Origin of the sequence: Salinisphaera sp. G21_0 (assembly GCF_017744115.1) — a bacterium.
Classification (GTDB): domain Bacteria; phylum Pseudomonadota; class Gammaproteobacteria; order Pseudomonadales; family Endozoicomonadaceae; genus Endozoicomonas.
On the sequence record NZ_JAGHQW010000021.1, the window covers coordinates 56,044 to 72,926 of the forward strand.

Annotated in this window: 12 protein-coding genes; 8 read left to right on the plus strand and 4 right to left on the minus strand. The window is 48.6% G+C overall.

Features of this window, described 5'->3' with window-relative positions; genetic code table 11:
* Positions 1–213 precede the first annotated feature (213 nt).
* Both J7439_RS11575 and glgB read left to right on the plus strand, forming a co-directional pair.
* The gene (locus J7439_RS11575) at positions 214–1,614 is read left to right on the plus strand and encodes a maltoporin (RefSeq protein ID WP_353623048.1); all 1,401 of its coding nucleotides are present in this window, start codon (positions 214–216) and stop codon (positions 1,612–1,614) included.
* Between the two features lie 395 nt (positions 1,615–2,009).
* On the plus strand, positions 2,010–4,214 hold the full coding sequence (gene glgB, locus J7439_RS11580) for a 1,4-alpha-glucan branching protein GlgB (protein WP_286198307.1): 2,205 nt from the start codon (positions 2,010–2,012) through the stop codon (positions 4,212–4,214).
* A 475-nt stretch (positions 4,215–4,689) separates the two neighbouring features.
* Here glgB and J7439_RS11585 read toward each other — a convergent pair whose 3' ends face one another.
* From J7439_RS11585 to J7439_RS11600, 4 genes are all read right to left on the minus strand, one after another.
* Positions 4,690–5,820 carry an ABC transporter ATP-binding protein gene (locus tag J7439_RS11585; RefSeq protein ID WP_209201951.1) on the minus strand — a complete coding sequence of 377 codons (1,131 nt, stop codon included), beginning with the start codon at positions 5,818–5,820 and terminating at the stop codon, positions 4,690–4,692.
* Between the two features lie 36 nt (positions 5,821–5,856).
* Complete coding sequence (locus J7439_RS11590) at positions 5,857–6,345, minus strand: early set domain-containing protein (RefSeq protein ID WP_209201952.1); 489 nt, start codon at positions 6,343–6,345, stop codon at positions 5,857–5,859.
* 63 nt (positions 6,346–6,408) lie between these two features.
* Positions 6,409–7,455 carry a UDP-3-O-(3-hydroxymyristoyl)glucosamine N-acyltransferase gene (gene lpxD, locus J7439_RS11595; RefSeq protein WP_209201953.1) on the minus strand — a complete coding sequence of 349 codons (1,047 nt, stop codon included), beginning with the start codon at positions 7,453–7,455 and terminating at the stop codon, positions 6,409–6,411.
* Positions 7,456–7,470: 15 nt separating this feature from the next.
* Positions 7,471–8,505: a hypothetical protein gene (locus tag J7439_RS11600; RefSeq protein ID WP_209201954.1), complete on the minus strand. Its 1,035-nt coding sequence runs from the start codon at positions 8,503–8,505 to the stop codon at positions 7,471–7,473.
* Positions 8,506–8,931: 426 nt separating this feature from the next.
* Here J7439_RS11600 and J7439_RS11605 point away from each other — a divergent pair, with 426 nt between their 5' ends.
* The 6 genes from J7439_RS11605 to J7439_RS11630 all read left to right on the plus strand — a co-directional run bounded on the left by J7439_RS11605 (position 8,932) and on the right by J7439_RS11630 (position 16,696).
* A complete protein-coding gene (locus J7439_RS11605; RefSeq protein WP_209201983.1) occupies positions 8,932–10,164 on the plus strand; it encodes a sugar ABC transporter substrate-binding protein in 1,233 nt (410 codons plus the stop codon).
* 99 nt (positions 10,165–10,263) lie between these two features.
* Entirely contained in the window at positions 10,264–11,559 is a 1,296-nt protein-coding gene (locus J7439_RS11610; protein ID WP_209201955.1) for a carbohydrate ABC transporter permease, read from the plus strand.
* Complete coding sequence (locus J7439_RS11615) at positions 11,559–12,392, plus strand: sugar ABC transporter permease (RefSeq protein ID WP_209201956.1); 834 nt, start codon at positions 11,559–11,561, stop codon at positions 12,390–12,392. The genes J7439_RS11610 and J7439_RS11615 overlap by 1 nt, the downstream gene beginning before the upstream one ends.
* A 9-nt stretch (positions 12,393–12,401) precedes the next feature.
* Complete coding sequence (locus J7439_RS11620; RefSeq protein ID WP_209201957.1) at positions 12,402–14,183, plus strand: glycoside hydrolase family 13 protein; 1,782 nt, start codon at positions 12,402–12,404, stop codon at positions 14,181–14,183.
* 80 nt (positions 14,184–14,263) lie between these two features.
* Positions 14,264–15,064, plus strand: a complete 801-nt coding sequence (locus J7439_RS11625; RefSeq protein ID WP_209201958.1) for a TrmB family transcriptional regulator — start codon at positions 14,264–14,266, stop codon at positions 15,062–15,064.
* Positions 15,065–15,121: 57 nt separating this feature from the next.
* Positions 15,122–16,696, plus strand: coding sequence for a glycoside hydrolase family 43 protein (locus tag J7439_RS11630; protein ID WP_209201959.1), 1,575 nt, complete (start codon positions 15,122–15,124; stop codon positions 16,694–16,696).
* Positions 16,697–16,883 lie beyond the last annotated feature (187 nt).

Consider the following 16,883-nt stretch of genomic DNA (forward strand, 5'->3'; position numbering starts at 1 on the left):
ACAAAAAGACACAGATCAATATTCAGCCAACTTCTTCTAAAAACCTTTTCATATTGCTCTTCACCCCACTAATGCCAAAAAATCCCACAGCCTAAAAAACGTCAACACGTTGTAACGCCTGCTGACAGAGTCTGGACGATTTATTTCGTTTCAGGGGGGACTGCAGCATGCGAGATGGCGAACACACAACAACACACTTGAAGGAATTTGGTTGTGACCAAAGCAAGACTTCTGCCACTGGCTGGTGCTATTTCAGCTATCGTATTTTCTGCTGCTGCTTCTGCGGCGACTGTGGATTTCCATGGTTATGTGCGTTCTGGTATCGGCGCTTCTGTTGGCGGTGGTGACCAGGAAGCTTTCCAGGCGGTTGGTGCTGGCTCAAAGTATCGTCTGGGTAACGAAACTGAAACTTACGGCGAAATCAAGCTGGGTTCAGAGCTGTTCAACAATGGTGAACAGTCTTTCTACCTGGACAGCAACATGGCATTCAGCGTTGACCAAGCCAATGACTGGGAAGGTACTGATCCTGCATTCCGTGAATTCAACGTAAAGGCAAAAGGTGTTCTGGACTTCGCTCCTGAAGCAACCCTGTGGGCTGGTAAGCGCTTCTATAAGCGCCATGATGTTCATATGTCTGACTTTTACTACTGGAACCTTTCTGGACCAGGTGCAGGTATTGAAGGTATTAATACTGGCTTTGGTGATTTGAGCCTGGCATGGGTTAAGAGCAACACATCATTCAATTATTACGATACGGCTGCTGATGTTGTAGCTGAATCTAATGAAAAATCATTTAGCCTTGACCAAAACATTATTGATATCCGTCTGGAAAATATTGCGGTCAATCCAAATGGCAATCTGACAGTAGGTCTTGACTATGCCGTTGGTAACCCAGCAACCTTCAAAGGTGGCTATGTCAATAACGGTTATGACAGTAATGGTAAGCAAACTGCAAAAGAGGTTGGTGAAAGCGACCTGGATGACCATGGATATATGCTAACTTTTGAGCATACCCAAGGTGACTTCTTCGGTGGTTTTAACAAGTTTGTCGTTCAGTATGCATCTGATGCCATGACTGCTCATGGAGTAGGAGGAAGTGGCCTGGGCGTTTCAACCTTATCTGTCGATAATCTTGGCGGGGATAACTTCTATCGTATTATGAACCACGGTGTTGTTGGCATCGGTGAAAATATTGAGATGCAATATTTACTGTCTTACAACGACCTCACTTTCAAGGATGGAAACAGAACTGCTCCAAATGACCAATATGGGCAGCCTGGTGGCGTTTTACATGAAGACCAAACCTGGATCAGCGTTGGTGTTCGCCCGGTTTACTTCTGGAACGACATCATGAGCACTGCTCTGGAAGTGGGTTACGATCAGGTTGAAAATGCATTTGAACTGAACGGTTCCATGGTAGATTCCGAACTGGCTAAAGTAACCATCGCACAACAGTGGTCCGCTGGCCGTGGCTACTGGGCTCGCCCACAGGTTCGTGTATTCGGTACCTATGCCAAGTGGAACGACGAATCCAAAGGCCGTATTGGTGGTGCAGCCTTTGCCGATGAAACCGATGGCTTCACCTTCGGTGTTCAAATGGAAGCCTGGTGGTAAGTTGTTAACTGCCCTGGTTTGTAACACCCTTCCCATGCATAGCATGGGAAAGCTTCGCCCGCCCTGACTCATGGCGGGCCTTCCTAGTGTTTGTCAGCTAAACAGGCATCAGGCAAAATTTCCACCTCCTGTGATTGTGTCTGTATTTGACGGGGCTTTGCCCCGTCTTTTTTCTCTCTTCTTCCTCAACCCTGTCCTTATAATTTATTCCCTATTTCCCTATTGCCATCCACCCTACGAGATTATTGCAACACCCGTAAAAGGGTCTCTCCGCGCAGGTAAGTTCCCCTGGAGCCGACACTCGAACCCGGTAAAACGTTTACAACTTCCCACCATCTCATTTCATGGCCATAATGCCCGCGAAAAATGAACCACCTCTTTCGCAGTGATTTGAAATGCCCAAAAAAAAGTCAATAAATACTGAATTGCTACCCGCATCCCAAAGCCTGAGCCAGGTGATGCATGCCTCGCCCTTTTCCATCCTGGGAATGCACCCCGGGCAGTCCGGTAGTGGCCTGACCATCCGCGCCTGGCACCCCGATGCCGAGTGCATCGAGGTTGTGCAGGAAAGCACGGGTAAATCACTGGGCAGAATGAGCCGGATGGCCAACGGCCTTTTTGAGCTGAGTTTTCCAAAACGGAAAAAAGCCTTCTACTATCAGCTAAACATCACCCTGAAGGATGGGACAGAAGAACTCCGCTTTGATCCCTACCAGTTTGGCGAGTACACCCTCTGTCAGCAGGATATCGACCCGCTCCATCTGTACCGGCACCTGGGTGCTCTGAAAGTGGAGCATGCCCTTACCCGTCAGCGCAGTGTTTCAGGCGTGTTGTTCAAGGTCTATGCTCCCCACGCCCGCTCCGTCAGCGTGATCGGTGATTTCAACCGGTGGGATGGTCGCTGCCACCCCATGGCCAGTGCTGATGACGGCATCTGGCGGCTGTTTGTACCGGGCGTTGCCGAAGGAGCCCTGTATAAATATGAGCTGCACGATCAGAATGGTCAGCTGCTGCCGGAAAAAACCGACCCCTTTGGCCATAAAGTGGAACAGTGGCCGGGCCTGGCCTCCATTGTACAAACGGAAAGTACCTTTACCTGGTCCGACAGCCAATGGCTGAACAAACGTCAGCTGAACCATAACAAACCCATGTCGGTTTATGAGGTCCACCTGGGCTCATGGAAAAAATCGGACGACGGTGGTTTCAAAAATTACCGGGAGCTGGCCGACGAACTGATCCCGTATATCCGGAAAACGGGCTTTACCCATATCGAATTACTGCCCATTTCCGAACATCCTCTGTACGAATCCTGGGGCTACCAGCCGGTTGGGTTATTTGCCCCCACCAGCCGCTATGGCACACCAGATGACTTCCGCTACCTGGTTGACCAGTGTCACCAGCACAATATTGGTGTGATTCTGGATTGGGTTCCCGCCCACTTTCCACAGGATGAACACGGCCTGTTCCGTTTTGACGGAACTGCTATTTATGAATATGAAGACCCGCAACGGGGCTGGCATCCGGACTGGAAGTCCTGTATCTACAATTACGGTTCGCCGTGGGTACAGGATTTTCTGATCAGTAATGCCCTGTACTGGCTGGATGAGTTTCATATTGATGGCCTGAGGGTGGATGCCGTGGCCTCCATGCTCTACCTGGACTATTCCAGAAAACAGGGCGAGTGGACACCCAACCATCTGGGCGGCAATGAACACCTTGAGGCCGTCGCCTTTTTGCAGCGCCTGAACGCTGAAGTTCACCGTCTGCATCCACACTGCATGATGATCGCCGAGGAGTCCACCAGCTGGCCCTGTGTATCACGCCCCGGACACCCTCAGAGCCTCGGCTTTGATTACAAATGGAATATGGGCTGGATGCACGACTCGCTGGCCTATATGAAGCGGGACCCGATTTATCGTCAGCATCACCACCATGAAATGACCTTCAGTATGGTGTACGCCTATAACGAGAACTTTGTGCTCTCCCTCTCCCACGATGAAGTGGTTCATGGTAAAGGCACGATCCTCACCCGTATGCCGGGGGATGACTGGCAGCGCTTTGCCAACCTTCGAGCCTATTACGGATTTATGTTCGGGCACCCCGGTAAAAAGCTGATGTTTATGGGCTCTGAGTTTGGTGTCACCAACGAATGGAACCCGTCAGAAAGCCTGAACTGGAACCTGTTGGAGCAGGGCCCTTACCACCAGGGCATGCTGGCGATGATCAGTGAGCTGAATACACTGTATCAGCGTTCCCCGGCACTGCATGAGCTTGACTTTGATCGCGACGGTTTCCGCTGGTTGATACTGGACGACCATGGACAAAGTGTTTTTGCCTTTTACCGAAAAGACAGCGCAGGTAAAACCATTGTCGTTATCAGTAATATGACGCCATTTGTACGACATGATTACACCATTGGTGTGCCAGTCGATGGACAATGGCAGGAAATCTTTAACAGTGATGACCAGCGCTTTGGTGGCAGTCATATTGTTAACGGTACCGTCTTAACCCGGCCAGGAGAGTGGCATAACCACCCCCAAAGCATCAGCCTGACTTTGCCACCACTGGCTACTATCATGCTGGCCGTTGACCGGGAATAATGCCTATAGCGAGAAAAAGCACTTAACCCGGATATTTCATAAACTGCCTCGAATCTCGCGCCGGACTTTGTCGCTCTAAGGGATTTTGTGAGGGAGCGCCGTACCGGGGAGTACGGTCGACTGAACAAAACTCCCTTAGAGCGGCAAAGGACAAGCGAGAGCGGGAGCACGTTTATGAAATATCCGGGTTAACACATACTGGCTTCTTCGGTTCCGTATGTGTTGCAGAAATCGCTCTATCTTTCGCAAGTACCGTTCCCATGCTTTTAGACCCTGTGGGTCCTGCGTGGGAATGCATACCGGAGCCAGCAGGATATGCAACAACCTGTTTCCGCCCGGAATCATGAGAGTTTAATGGGAGTTCTGACTTGCGGAGAGATTCGATATGTATTCCCACGGGGGACCGTGGGAAAAAGGTGGCTGTATAATAGAGCTTGTCTGCTTTAGAGTGGTTTTACGTGGTTTATTTTGCCGCTTACCCTTGAATGATCGTCAGGTTTTTTTCATTTTCTACATCAAAAATATGACAAGCTTCGGTATTCAAATTGAAGCGCATTGTGCAACCAATATCAGCTGTAGTAATGGTTTGGTCGTTCACTCGAGCAATCAGCTCATTATCGCCTACTTTGAAATAAAGATATTTCTCATTACCCATATTCTCGACAACCGTCAACATGCCTTCGACCGTATTAACAGTATCACTGTCATTTGCCAGGGAGATATGCTCAGGGCGAATACCAAAGTAAACGGCTTGATCAATCTGCTCCTGCAGCAATACTTGTTTGGCTCTTGGGATAAAGCACTTCACCCCCGGTGCAAGTTCTACAAAAAGTCCCGCATCCGATTTACGAATCACCGTTTTTACCAGGTTCATGGAGGGAGAACCGATGAAACCGGCGACAAATTTGTTGGCTGGGTAATTGTACAAGTTGGCAGGGGTATCCACTTGCATGATTTCACCCTTATTAAGTACGCAGATTCGGTCACCCAGTGTCAGTGCTTCTGTCTGATCATGAGTAACATAGATCATGGTGGCAGGGTTACCTTCCTCTTTCAGCCGCTGATGCAGCTGGGCAATTTTTACCCGCATGGAAACACGAAGCTTGGCGTCCAGGTTTGATAGTGGCTCATCAAACAAAAATACATCAGGCTTGCGCACAATGGCACGACCAACAGCAACCCGCTGTCGTTGACCTCCGGACATCTCTTTTGGCTTGCGGTCCAGAAGATCGGTAATTTCCAGTTTTTCTGCTGCCTCTTCAACCGCCTGGCGAATCTCCTCTTTCGACTTTTTCTGCATTTTCAGGCCAAAGGCCATATTGTCAAAAACGGTTTTATGGGGGTAAAGCGCATAGTTCTGAAAGACCATAGCAATACCACGGTCCTTGGGAGGCAAGTCATTCACCACGCGTTCACCGATCCGGATTTCGCCGTCGGTGATGCTTTCCAGCCCCGCAATCATGCGTAGCGTGGTGGATTTTGCACAGCCGGACGGACCAACGAACACCATAAACTCGCCGTCATGGATATCAAGGTCAATACCATGAACTGCCTGAAATCCATTGTCATATTTTTTTTCAACGCTTTTTAAGCTTACGTTAGCCATCCGGTCATTCCACAGATAATCTTTCAGGTAACAGGGTTATTCAGCACATTGGGCAATCGCAGCCAGTTTCGGCTTGCCTTCAGCATCCACCTGGAAGCCCCAGACATAGCGGCCAGAATCGGTGAAGTTGATGCGGGTATCTTTCATAAACCCACCACGAATTAACTTACCTTCCTGTCCGACGGTTAATTCTCGACCACTCACGGTGAATTGTGGTTTCCAACCCATGCTGGCAAACTGGAAGTTCACCGGGCCCGCGTCATTCTCCATAATGACCTGATAAATGCCATCCCCCTTGTAAGACATACGACGATGCTCCTGGTGCATCCACTGCCCATCGGAGAAGGTGCCAGTCACGTACATGGGTGGGCGAATAGGGCCACTACCGGTAACATCGGGCAAATTACAGCTGGCTACGGGGCTGGTGCTGACCACTGAGGCAGAAGCCGTATCATTAGCAGGGTTTCCAGCACAACCAGCCAGAGTGGCAGCAAGGGTAAGTGTTATTAAAACTTTGGTTTTCATACGAACTCCATAGCGACAACGATCAATCGCCAAAGTAGACAAATAATAAAGACGTTATGTTTTTTATTGAAAATGAAGTTTCTGTCGTATTTTTCCGAACCAGCTCTCTTTGCCATGCGCTTCACGCTCTGATTTTAGCGATTTAACGTTCCGGCTCGGAATCATTGGGGCTTTACCCTTTGACAGGGCATTAAGGGTAGCCAGTGATTTCATATATTGTTGTGAATCCCTGGCAGGATAACCAAACAGCTTGCTTCGTGGTGGACAGGAACGGCTGACGCCTGACTTGCCCTGAATCACCGTACCATCGCCAATATGCAGATGACCGGCAATGGCACTCTGTCCATGCACAGTAACCCGATTACCAAGGATGGTATGCCCGGCAACACCGGATTGTGAAATGATCAGGCAGTGCTGACCTATACGACAGTCGTGGCCAATCTGGCAAAGGTTATCAATTTTGCTGCCCCGGCCAATGACCGTGTCTCCGAGAGTACCCCGATCAATGGTGTTGTTGCAGCCAATGTCCACATTATCTTCAATAATGACCCGGCCAATACTTTCCAGTCGTTCATATTCGCCAGAGCTATTCAGCATGTATTCAAAGCTGAAATTACCGATGGAATTATTGGAATCGATGGTCACATTATTGCCAATCACCGTCCCTTCCTTAATGACGGTATTGGCGTGTATGGCAACATTATCGCCAATCATTGCACCATTATGAATGCGAACTCCCGGCATAAAATGGCAACCCTTGCCGATGCGGGCATGTTTGCCAATGAATACACCTGGAATACTGGACACATTTTCCTGATCCAACAGGTGGTATTTTTCAGCTTTGTAGTAACGCAACAGATGGTTAAGCAAAGTAACATCCAATGCATCAATCACTATTTTTGCCGGTGCCTTGATATTGCCTATGGCTGCAGGTCCGACCACAATGGCTGCCTGGCAATGATCAATAAACTTGAGGTCATGTTTGGAGAGCACAATAGCCAGGGCATCTGGCCTGCTGGGTGATACCGGGCAGATGCTGTCTACTGTGATGTTGCCATCACCAAACAGACGACCATGGAGTTGTTGAGCAATATCAAGGGCGTTAAGCATGGGATTTACACCAGATTAAAACCTGTAAAGAGCATGGGCGTAGAATTTGTGGTTATCCACTTTCTTGCTAACGCCTGCTTTTGTCGGATCATTGGTGGTTTCTTTCTCATGGGTATACTCATACTCAGCCTTGACCATCCAGTTTTCCCCGATATCGGTCTCATAGCCAACGGAGGTTTTGATGACATCCTTGAAGTAGTCCGGACGACTGCCCTTGGTGATGGTCTCATTCTCAGCAAACCGTGTAGTCAGATAGACCAGGCCACCATTGTCGATGCTGTAACGGATGGTGGGCTGGATATAGGTTTCAGTGAACTTGTCCGTCTGGAATACATAACCTTCAGCAGTCGCACTCTCGTTGTCGTCTTTAACCTGGTGGAAGAGTTCCAGTTCAAACTGGAAGTTGCCATAGTTGGTGTAAGGCTTGATCATGACGCTGTAACCAGCCTCATCCCGCTGACCCCAGCTACCATTATCAAAGTTCAGGGTCAGGTACTCTGCCATAGCATAAAAACCGGCATTATACTCGTTATTCCAGTACGTCAGATATGGCCGGAAAATTTGCTCCAGGGATTGCTTCTCATGATGGTTTGCACTTGCCGATACTACTTCACTGGTGATGTACTCAGCCTCATAACCCAAACCAGTACCCCAACCGCCACCCAGGGCAAATGGACGATCCAGCAGTATAAGATGTTTCAGAGAATCTTCATTTTCATAGTAACCACTGGAATTTTTTTGTTCCCGGGTCATGGTCTTTAACGAGTAGTTTGCACGAAGACCAAGATCGTGGAAATTGAAGAATACGTTACCCACTTCATTGGTGGTGATTTTTTCTTTTATTTCACCATTCCCCCAGTCATCAGTGGTTTTGGTTTCATACTCAATTGAAGAACCAAAATGACCGGAAAAACTCATGCCAGAGTCAGCAGCTGAGCTATTTTCCCCTTTATCCGCCTGGCGGAGAAAATCGGTAAATTCATCTGCTGAAACGGCACCCGATACACCAACAATATTGGCAATCAAAAGTGGTAGTATTTTTTTCCTCATCCGTAATCCCCAAAAACTAATCTGGTAATCATTTAATTGGAGTAGTACAACCCTGTACAGATTCGAACAGAAAAAACTGGTCGTCTCTCCGCTTAAATACAAAAATTCAAACAACTGCAACAAATCCGGAGATCAACAACAAGAAGCCATTTAGAAACAGGCTACTGATTAAATACCTGGATCGTGACACTATTTGTTCAGCAATGTGTTTTCGTGGCGAGATTAAACGCTTGCAAATCAACTTTTACAAGACCGCACCACTGACATAGATCAATTTAATCATCTTTTTCTAAACAAAAAACATTCACAAACAAAATCAGAGATCATTTGTTCACTAAAACATTGCACGTTTTCATGTTTTGATAAAGAATTCAGTATTCCATCATGTACTACCACAATCTGAATTATGATTTAGCGGCCAACAGTATGAAACCCATCTATAAGAACCTGGCATTTGCCCTCTCGTTACTCTCTGCCAGTACTGCATACGCGGAACAGCTTATACCTGAAAAAAACGCACAACTACTCATCTGGACCGATGAGCTGGCCATGGATTATATGGACTATGCCACCGAGGCGTTTAACGAAACCTTTGGCTACGATGTTCAGTTCCGTTTCCGACAACTGGCCCCAATGAACAGTGCCGGACGCCTGATTCAGGACGGTGGCACCGCCCGGGTTGCTGATGTCGCCGAGATTGAACACGATATGCTGGGTAAATTAGTCGTCAGTGGCGCGGTTATGGAAAACCTGGTCAGTGCCGATCGTGTTGATAAAGAGTTTATTGTCAGCGCTGCCTCAGCAGCCAAAGCCGATGGCAAAGGCTATGGTTTTCCCGTCAGCTATGCAACAACTGCCCTGTTCTATAACAAAGACATCCTGGCCGAGGCACCAGAGACCTTTGAAGATTTGATTGCGTTCTCCACAACATTTAACAATCGAACTGAAAACCGTTATGCCCTGCTGTGGGATGTACAAAATTACTATGAATCCCGAATGTTTATGTCCCTGTATGGCGGCTATGAATTTGGCCAGGCAGGATCCGATGCAGATGATATCGGGGTGAATTCCGAAGCGACTAAACGCGGCCTTGCCGCCATGCTTAAATTGAAAACAGCCAATGACTCAAACCCTGTGGATATGCGCAACACCCAGGTGCGTCGAGGCCTGTTTACTGAAGGTAAAGTTGCCGCCATTGTTGACGGTCCATGGGCAACAAAAAGCCACCTGGAATCGGGAGTTAACGTTGGCGTCGTGGCGATGCCAACACTGGAAGGACAGCATCCGCGCACATTCTCCACAGTAAGGTTGGCGGTTGTCTCTTCTTACACAGAGTATCCCGTTGCCGCACAATTGTTTGCTGACTTTCTGGCGTCAGAAGCCATGCTGAAAAAACGGTTCGAGATGACCAAATCCATCCCGCCACTGAATCACCTGATGGCAGAAATCGCCAACAGTGCAACGGCTGATGAAGCAACCAAAGCCTTTATTGCCCAGGGTTTTTATGCCGATGCCATGCCCTCCATTCCGGAAATGGGCTATGTCTGGTCACCCATGGCTAACGCCATTACCGCCAGCTGGGTCAATGGCGAAACGCCGGAAAAATCATTGGATAACGCCTTAATGGTGATCAAAGAGCAGATTGCTTTCCAGGAATAACAAACACCCCACCATGCGCTGACCGGGGACGTTATTTCGGAATAACTCCCGGGCATGGTGGGATTGACGGCAACTGATTAATACTGTTTAGGAGGGGCTATGGATACAGCCATGGATCAGCCCAGGGTGGCTAACAAGCTACCACCTCTGTCGGTTTTTCTGATGGGGGGGACCCAGCTGTTAAACCGACACTATATAAAAGGGTGTTTCTACCTTTTAGTGCAGATACTGCTGGTACTTTTTGCTACTGATTTACTGACAGCCCTGGAAGGCTTTATCACCCTCGGTGATACTGCACAACATCGAGTGGGTTTCAAAATTATCCACGGTGACCACTCCATTCATATGCTGGTTGAAGGGGTACTGGCCATCTTTCTGACCGTGGCGTTTCTTGCTGCGTACCTGCTGAACATTAAAGATGCCGTTAAAATTACCCCTTGTACCATCGGCTTAAAACAGCAGTTACGGGCCTTTTATGATGAGCATTTTGCCCTCATCATGTTAACCCCGGCAGGGATTGCTGCACTCGCATTCATTATTTTGCCAATACTGATTACCGTACTGGTTTCTCTCACCAACTACGCAGCGCCAGCACATATTCCACCAAAAAACCTCGTGGACTGGGTTGGGTTTAGAAATTTCCTGTCCCTGTTTGAACTGAAAATCTGGTCCAGCACTTTGCTCGGTGTCGGCAGCTGGACGGTGATATGGGCGGTCTGCTCTACGATATTAACCTTTGGCTTTGGCTTTGTACTGGCACTTGCCCTGTCGAATCGGGACATCGCCGGTAAAAAGGTATGGCGCGTTATATTCATGCTGCCTTACGCCATTCCGGCATTTGTCAGCCTGCTGATCTTCCGCCTGCTGTTAAACGGCATTGGTCCGGTAAACTCAATCATTAATGGTTTTGGCATTGAGTCCATTCCTTTTTTATCGGACCCCGTGCTGGCGAAAGTGACGGTCATTGCCATCGGTGTCTGGGCCGGAGCCCCCTACTTTATGCTCCTGATTGCCGGTGCCCTGACCAATATTCCCAAAGAACTCTATGAAGCCAGTGAAGTTGATGGTGCCAGCCGGTTCCAGCAGTTCAAAGAGATTACCCTGCCCATGATCCTGCATCAGGTAGCCCCTTCGCTGGTCATGACCTTTGCGTTCAACTTCAACAATTTCGGTGCGGTTTATCTGTTAACGGAGGGTGGACCCATTAATCCGGAATATCGCTTTGCCGGCCACACCGATATTCTCATTACCTGGATTTACAAGCTGACCCTGGACTTCCAGCAGTACAATATCGCTGCCGTGGTTTCCATCATCATCTTCCTGTTCTTGTCACTGATTGCCATTTGGCAGTTTAGAAGGATGAACTCCTTCAAGACCGATGTGAGTATGCGGTAATGAACAAACTGATGCATAAAGCCGGTGTTTTCGCCGTATACCTGTTGCTGGCCATCAACGCTATCCTGGTGCTTGGACCCATTACCTGGACCGTGATGGCGTCGTTCAAGCCGGGGGTAAACCTGTTTAGCAGCTCGTTTACCGACTTTTCCTTTACCCTGGATCACTACCGGGCCCTGTTTACCGATACCCCATATCTGCAATGGTATGCCAACACTTTTGTCCTGGCCTTCAGCAATATGGCCATCTCCATCATTGTGGTGACGATGACGGCATTTATCTTCTCCCGATACCGGTTCAAAGGTAAACGCAATGTCATGATGGGGATTCTGGTGATCCAGATGTTCCCGGCGTTCCTCTCTATCACAGCGATTTATGTATTGCTGTCCAAGCTGAACCTGATCGACACCTTTACCGGACTGCTGTTTGTCTACGTCACCGGCTCATTACCCTTTATGACCTGGCTGGTGAAGGGCTATTTTGACGCTATCCCAACGTCGCTGGATGAGGCGGCCAAAATAGACGGCGCTGGTCACTTGACCATTTTCTTTGAAATTATTTTGCCATTGGCCAAACCGATACTGGTCTTTGTCGGGCTGACCTCATTCACAGCCCCCTGGATGGACTTTATTCTGCCTACACTGATTCTGCGCAGCGAAGAAAAAATGACGCTGGCCGTGGGCATTTTCCAATGGATCGCCTCCAACTCCGCAGAAAATTATACCCTGTTTTCGGCCGGTGCACTGTTAGTGGCCATTCCTATCACCCTGTTGTTTGTCGCCACCCAGAAGCACATTACTGTTGGCCTGGTCAGTGGCGCGGTTAAGGAGTAACCCCTGAAAATGATTACCTTGAGTGCTCTGGTCCATAACCCGAAAAGCGCCATGTGTTACGCCCGCGATAATAGCACCCTGCATGTTCGCCTGCGTTCAGCCAAGGATGAAATCGAAAAAGTTACCCTCTGGATCGGTGACCCCTATGAGTGGGCAGTCGGAGGCCTGGACGGTGGTAACCTTGGCGGCAGCGATGCCCACGGCTGGACCGGCGGACGTGAAATTCCCATGACCGTCGAGGCCGAAATGCAACATCAAACCTGCTGGCTGGCTGAGTTCACCCCACCCAGGCGTCGGGCTCGCTACGGTTTTATTTTGCATTCGAAAAGCACTGGCCAGAAGATACTGTTTGGCGAGCGAAAAAGTGTTGATATTACCGATGCCAAAGTGGCAGAAGTAGAACTGAGTAATCTCAGTAATTTCTTCTGCTTCCCCTACATCAACCCCCGTGATGTACTGGCAACGCCGGAATGGGTACAGAAAACCATCTGGTATCATATTTTTCCGGACCGTTTTGCCAATGGCCGACCTGACACATCCCCCGCCGGTACGATGCCCTGGGGCACAGAACCAACACAGGATAACTTTATGGGCGGGGATCTCTGGGGGGTAATCGATAAACTGGATTACCTTCAGGACCTGGGCATCAATGGCTTATATTTCTGCCCGGTGTTCACCGCCAACGCCAGTCATCGTTATGACACAGTGGACTACTTCAATGTCGACCCTTCCCTGGGCGGCAATGAAGCTTTTAGCCTATTGGTAAAAGAGGCTCACCAACGTGGCATGAAAGTGATGCTTGATGCCGTGTTTAACCATGTGGGTGATCAGCACCCCTTGTGGCTGGATGTAGTCGCCAATGGCAAGGCATCGCCCTACCACGACTGGTTCTGGATTCGCGAGTTCCCGGTGTATGAAGACAAGCCCCGTGAACAGTGGGACTACCAGAACCTGCGTTATGAAACCTTTGGCAATGTGGCATCCATGCCCAAACTGAACACTGAGAATGAACAGTGTCGTGCGTACCTGCTGGACGTAGCCAGACGCTGGGTTGAAGATTTTGATATTGATGGCTGGCGACTGGATGTGGGTAATGAAATTGACCACGACTTCTGGCGAGATTTCCGCCGGGTGGTCAAATCGATCAAGCCGGACTGCTATATTCTCGGGGAAATCTGGCACGACGCCTCGGCCTGGCTCGGTGGTGATCAGTATGACTCGGTCATGAACTATCCGATGACCCAGGCAGTGCTGGACTTTTTTGCCCTGGATCTGAGTAACAAGCAGGACTTTATCTGGGATGTGAACCGCTCCTACTGCGCTTACTCTCACACCGCCAACCAGGCGATGTTCAACCTGCTTGATAGCCACGACACTTCTCGTATTTTAAGTTTGTGTGGGGAGAATAAAGCAAGAGCCAGGCTGGCCTACCTGTTTATGTTCACCCAGGTGGGTACGCCATGCATCTATTATGGCGGTGAAGTGGCCCTCAGTGGCGGACGGGGAATGGGCAGCGAAGCCAATCGCCGTTGTATGGTTTGGGAGGAAGAAAAGCAGGACCTTGAGTTCAGACAATTTATCCAGGAGTTGATTGTCCTGCGCAAAAGTGAGCCTGATTTCAATATTCCGACCGTGCATTGGCTTGATGTTGACAGTGATCATTGTATTGCTTATCAGCGTGGCCAGTGGCAAATCGTGATGAATAACTCTGCCGTTGCCCAATCGGTAAACCTGCAAGGTGAGACTGTCCAGCTTGCTCCCTATGGCTACAGAATGAGCAAGAGTCAATAAACAGACCAAAGCCTGCGCCCCTTAATTGGGGCACAGGCTTTGGTCAGGAATATAGCATTTTTGATGTATGGTTCTACACGATGAGCACTACTACAGATTTACAAAAATATAATGATATTGTTCAACGTTTGACGACTTTTGGTTTCAGTAAAACGGATGCACTGGTTTATCTTGATGTGCTGAAAAATGGCAGGACCAACGGTTATCAGATTGCCAAATCGTTAGGCATGACCCGCTCAACCATTTATTCATCCATAGACAACCTGTACCTGCAAGGCTATCTCTACATGATTTCCGGCAGTGTAAAGGAGTACGAAGCTAAATCACCTGACGTGATTCTGGCGCAAATTCGGGAAAAAACCATTGACGATATTACAGTCCTGAAAAAAGAGCTGGCTGTTTTGTCAAGATCGGAGGAAAAACCCTTTTTTTTCAATCTGTCAGGGTATGAGAGCCTGATACTGAAAATTAAAGAACTTATAAACGAAAGTAAAAACGAGCTTTATATTAATACTGACTTTGATATCACCCTGTTCCAGCGTGAATTACAAGAGGCTATTATTCGAGGAGTCAGGGTGATTTGCTTTTCATTTAACCAGATGCACTCTCCGGTTGAAGGCATTGAGTTCTTTTCCCGTTCCCATATTCCAGAGCATGACTTCCCCTCTACCCGGTTTATGCTGGTCCGCGACACACTGGAAACACTGGTATTTTCCAATTTGACTGAGGCTCAGGGCATCTACACCAATGAGAAAATTCTGGTAAAAATCATCTCCGAGCATATTCACAGCGATATCTATCTATCGGGATTATTAGGGGACAAGCCCCTTGACTTGGTGAACATCGCCATCAACACCAACCACGAACGACAGGCGCTGTAAGCTTTTTTGCCACTCCCTGTTATCTAACTTATATCGAACCCAATCCCCATGACTGAAATGACCAACCCTGTTTTACCCGGCAGCTTTCCTGATCCGTCCATTTGTCGCGTCGGTGATGATTTCTATATGGTTAACTCCTCGTTCGAGTATTTTCCGGGGCTGCCCATTCACCACAGCCGTGACCTGGTCAACTGGGAACTGATTGGTCATGCTCTGGATCGCCCGGAGCAGTGCCAGGGACCGATTTTTCTGACCGATGTACAGTCCGACGGCGGTATTCATGCGCCGACTATTCGATATAAAGACGGAGTCTTTTATCTGATAACCACTAATGTCTATATGCCACCGGAGGCACCTGCAGATTTCAATCCCTGTGTGAATTTTATTCTGACAGCGACAAATCCTGCAGGTCCCTGGTCTGAGCCCAAAGTCATTAGCGGCGCACCGGGCATCGACCCTGATATTTTTTTCGACGATGACGGCAGGGTGTGGTACGTAGGAACCCATAGCCCAAGTGATCCAGCATACCCCAGTGAAGGTGAAATCTGGCTGCAAGAGCTAGACCTGGACTGTACATCCCTGATTGGCGAACGATACTTTCTCTGGCGGGGCACCGGCGGAGACTGGGTAGAAGGCCCTCATATGTATAAACACAATGACCGCTACTATTTAATGACAGCAGAAGGGGGAACGGGGTTTTACCATGCCGTGACGGTTGCCTGCAGTGACGCTATTACCGGACCGTATATAAGTAATCCAAGAAACCCGATATTAACCTCACGTCACCTGACCCACAATTACTGGGTAAACAGCACCGGCCACGGTGACCTGGTTGAGCTGGCTGATGGCCGTTGGTATATGGTCTGTCTGGGGATTCGTAATGACATTGCCAGCCGTTCCAACATGGGCAGAGAAACCCATCTGCTTCCTGTCGTTTGGGAAGCAGAAAACCCGGACAACAGGGATATGCTCTGGCCAGTGTGTGCTCCCGATACCGGCAAAGTGGAAAAACACCTTCCGTTACCGTTTCCGAAATCAAGTCAGCCTGGTTATGGTAACTTTTATGATGATTTTTCCGGTCAGACTCTGAAAAAAGAGTGGAGTTTTCGACGACTGCCAGAAGCCAGTCGCTTTCAGATTCTGCCAGAAAAAAGGCGCTTGAGGATCTGGCCGGGGCAACCTGTCCGGGAACGTAGCCAATCCACCGTTATTGGCTTTCGACAATCACACAGTTATTTCAATTATCAGGTTACCCTGCATATATCAGATACTATGGGCAGTAGTGAGATTGGTATAGGTATATTGCAAAAAGACAACCATCATCTGTTACTGGGTGTCTCGCAAAATGATAATGGTCTTGATTTTATCGTCAAACTCAATAATAAGGTGCTTGCATCTGCAACCATTACTGACGAGACTACTGCGTTGAAATTATTCGTTCATTGTGCTGAAACCGGTTACGACTGCGGTTATATAACCAATGAACAAAAAGTACCAGTGATAACCAGCATCCCGATTGATTCGATGTTATCCAGATACTACACAGGCGCGTTTTGCTGTCTTTATGGCGTCAATCCAGAGGGTACATCTGAAGTATTTGCAGACTTCTCAGATGTTAAGTTCTTGAATTAGCCAGTTGGGCTGTTTGCGCCCACCACCATGATGTAATGTGACCATCGAGTGGAATCCGTTAGAAAGCCTGATGTGGTCGGTTCGCATGCGTACCCATAGTGCACAAAAGCCGAATCATACTTCTTACCCCAACCGCTATGCACTATGAAACCCTGATATCACGGTGCATGGCGGCCGGTTAGGGTGT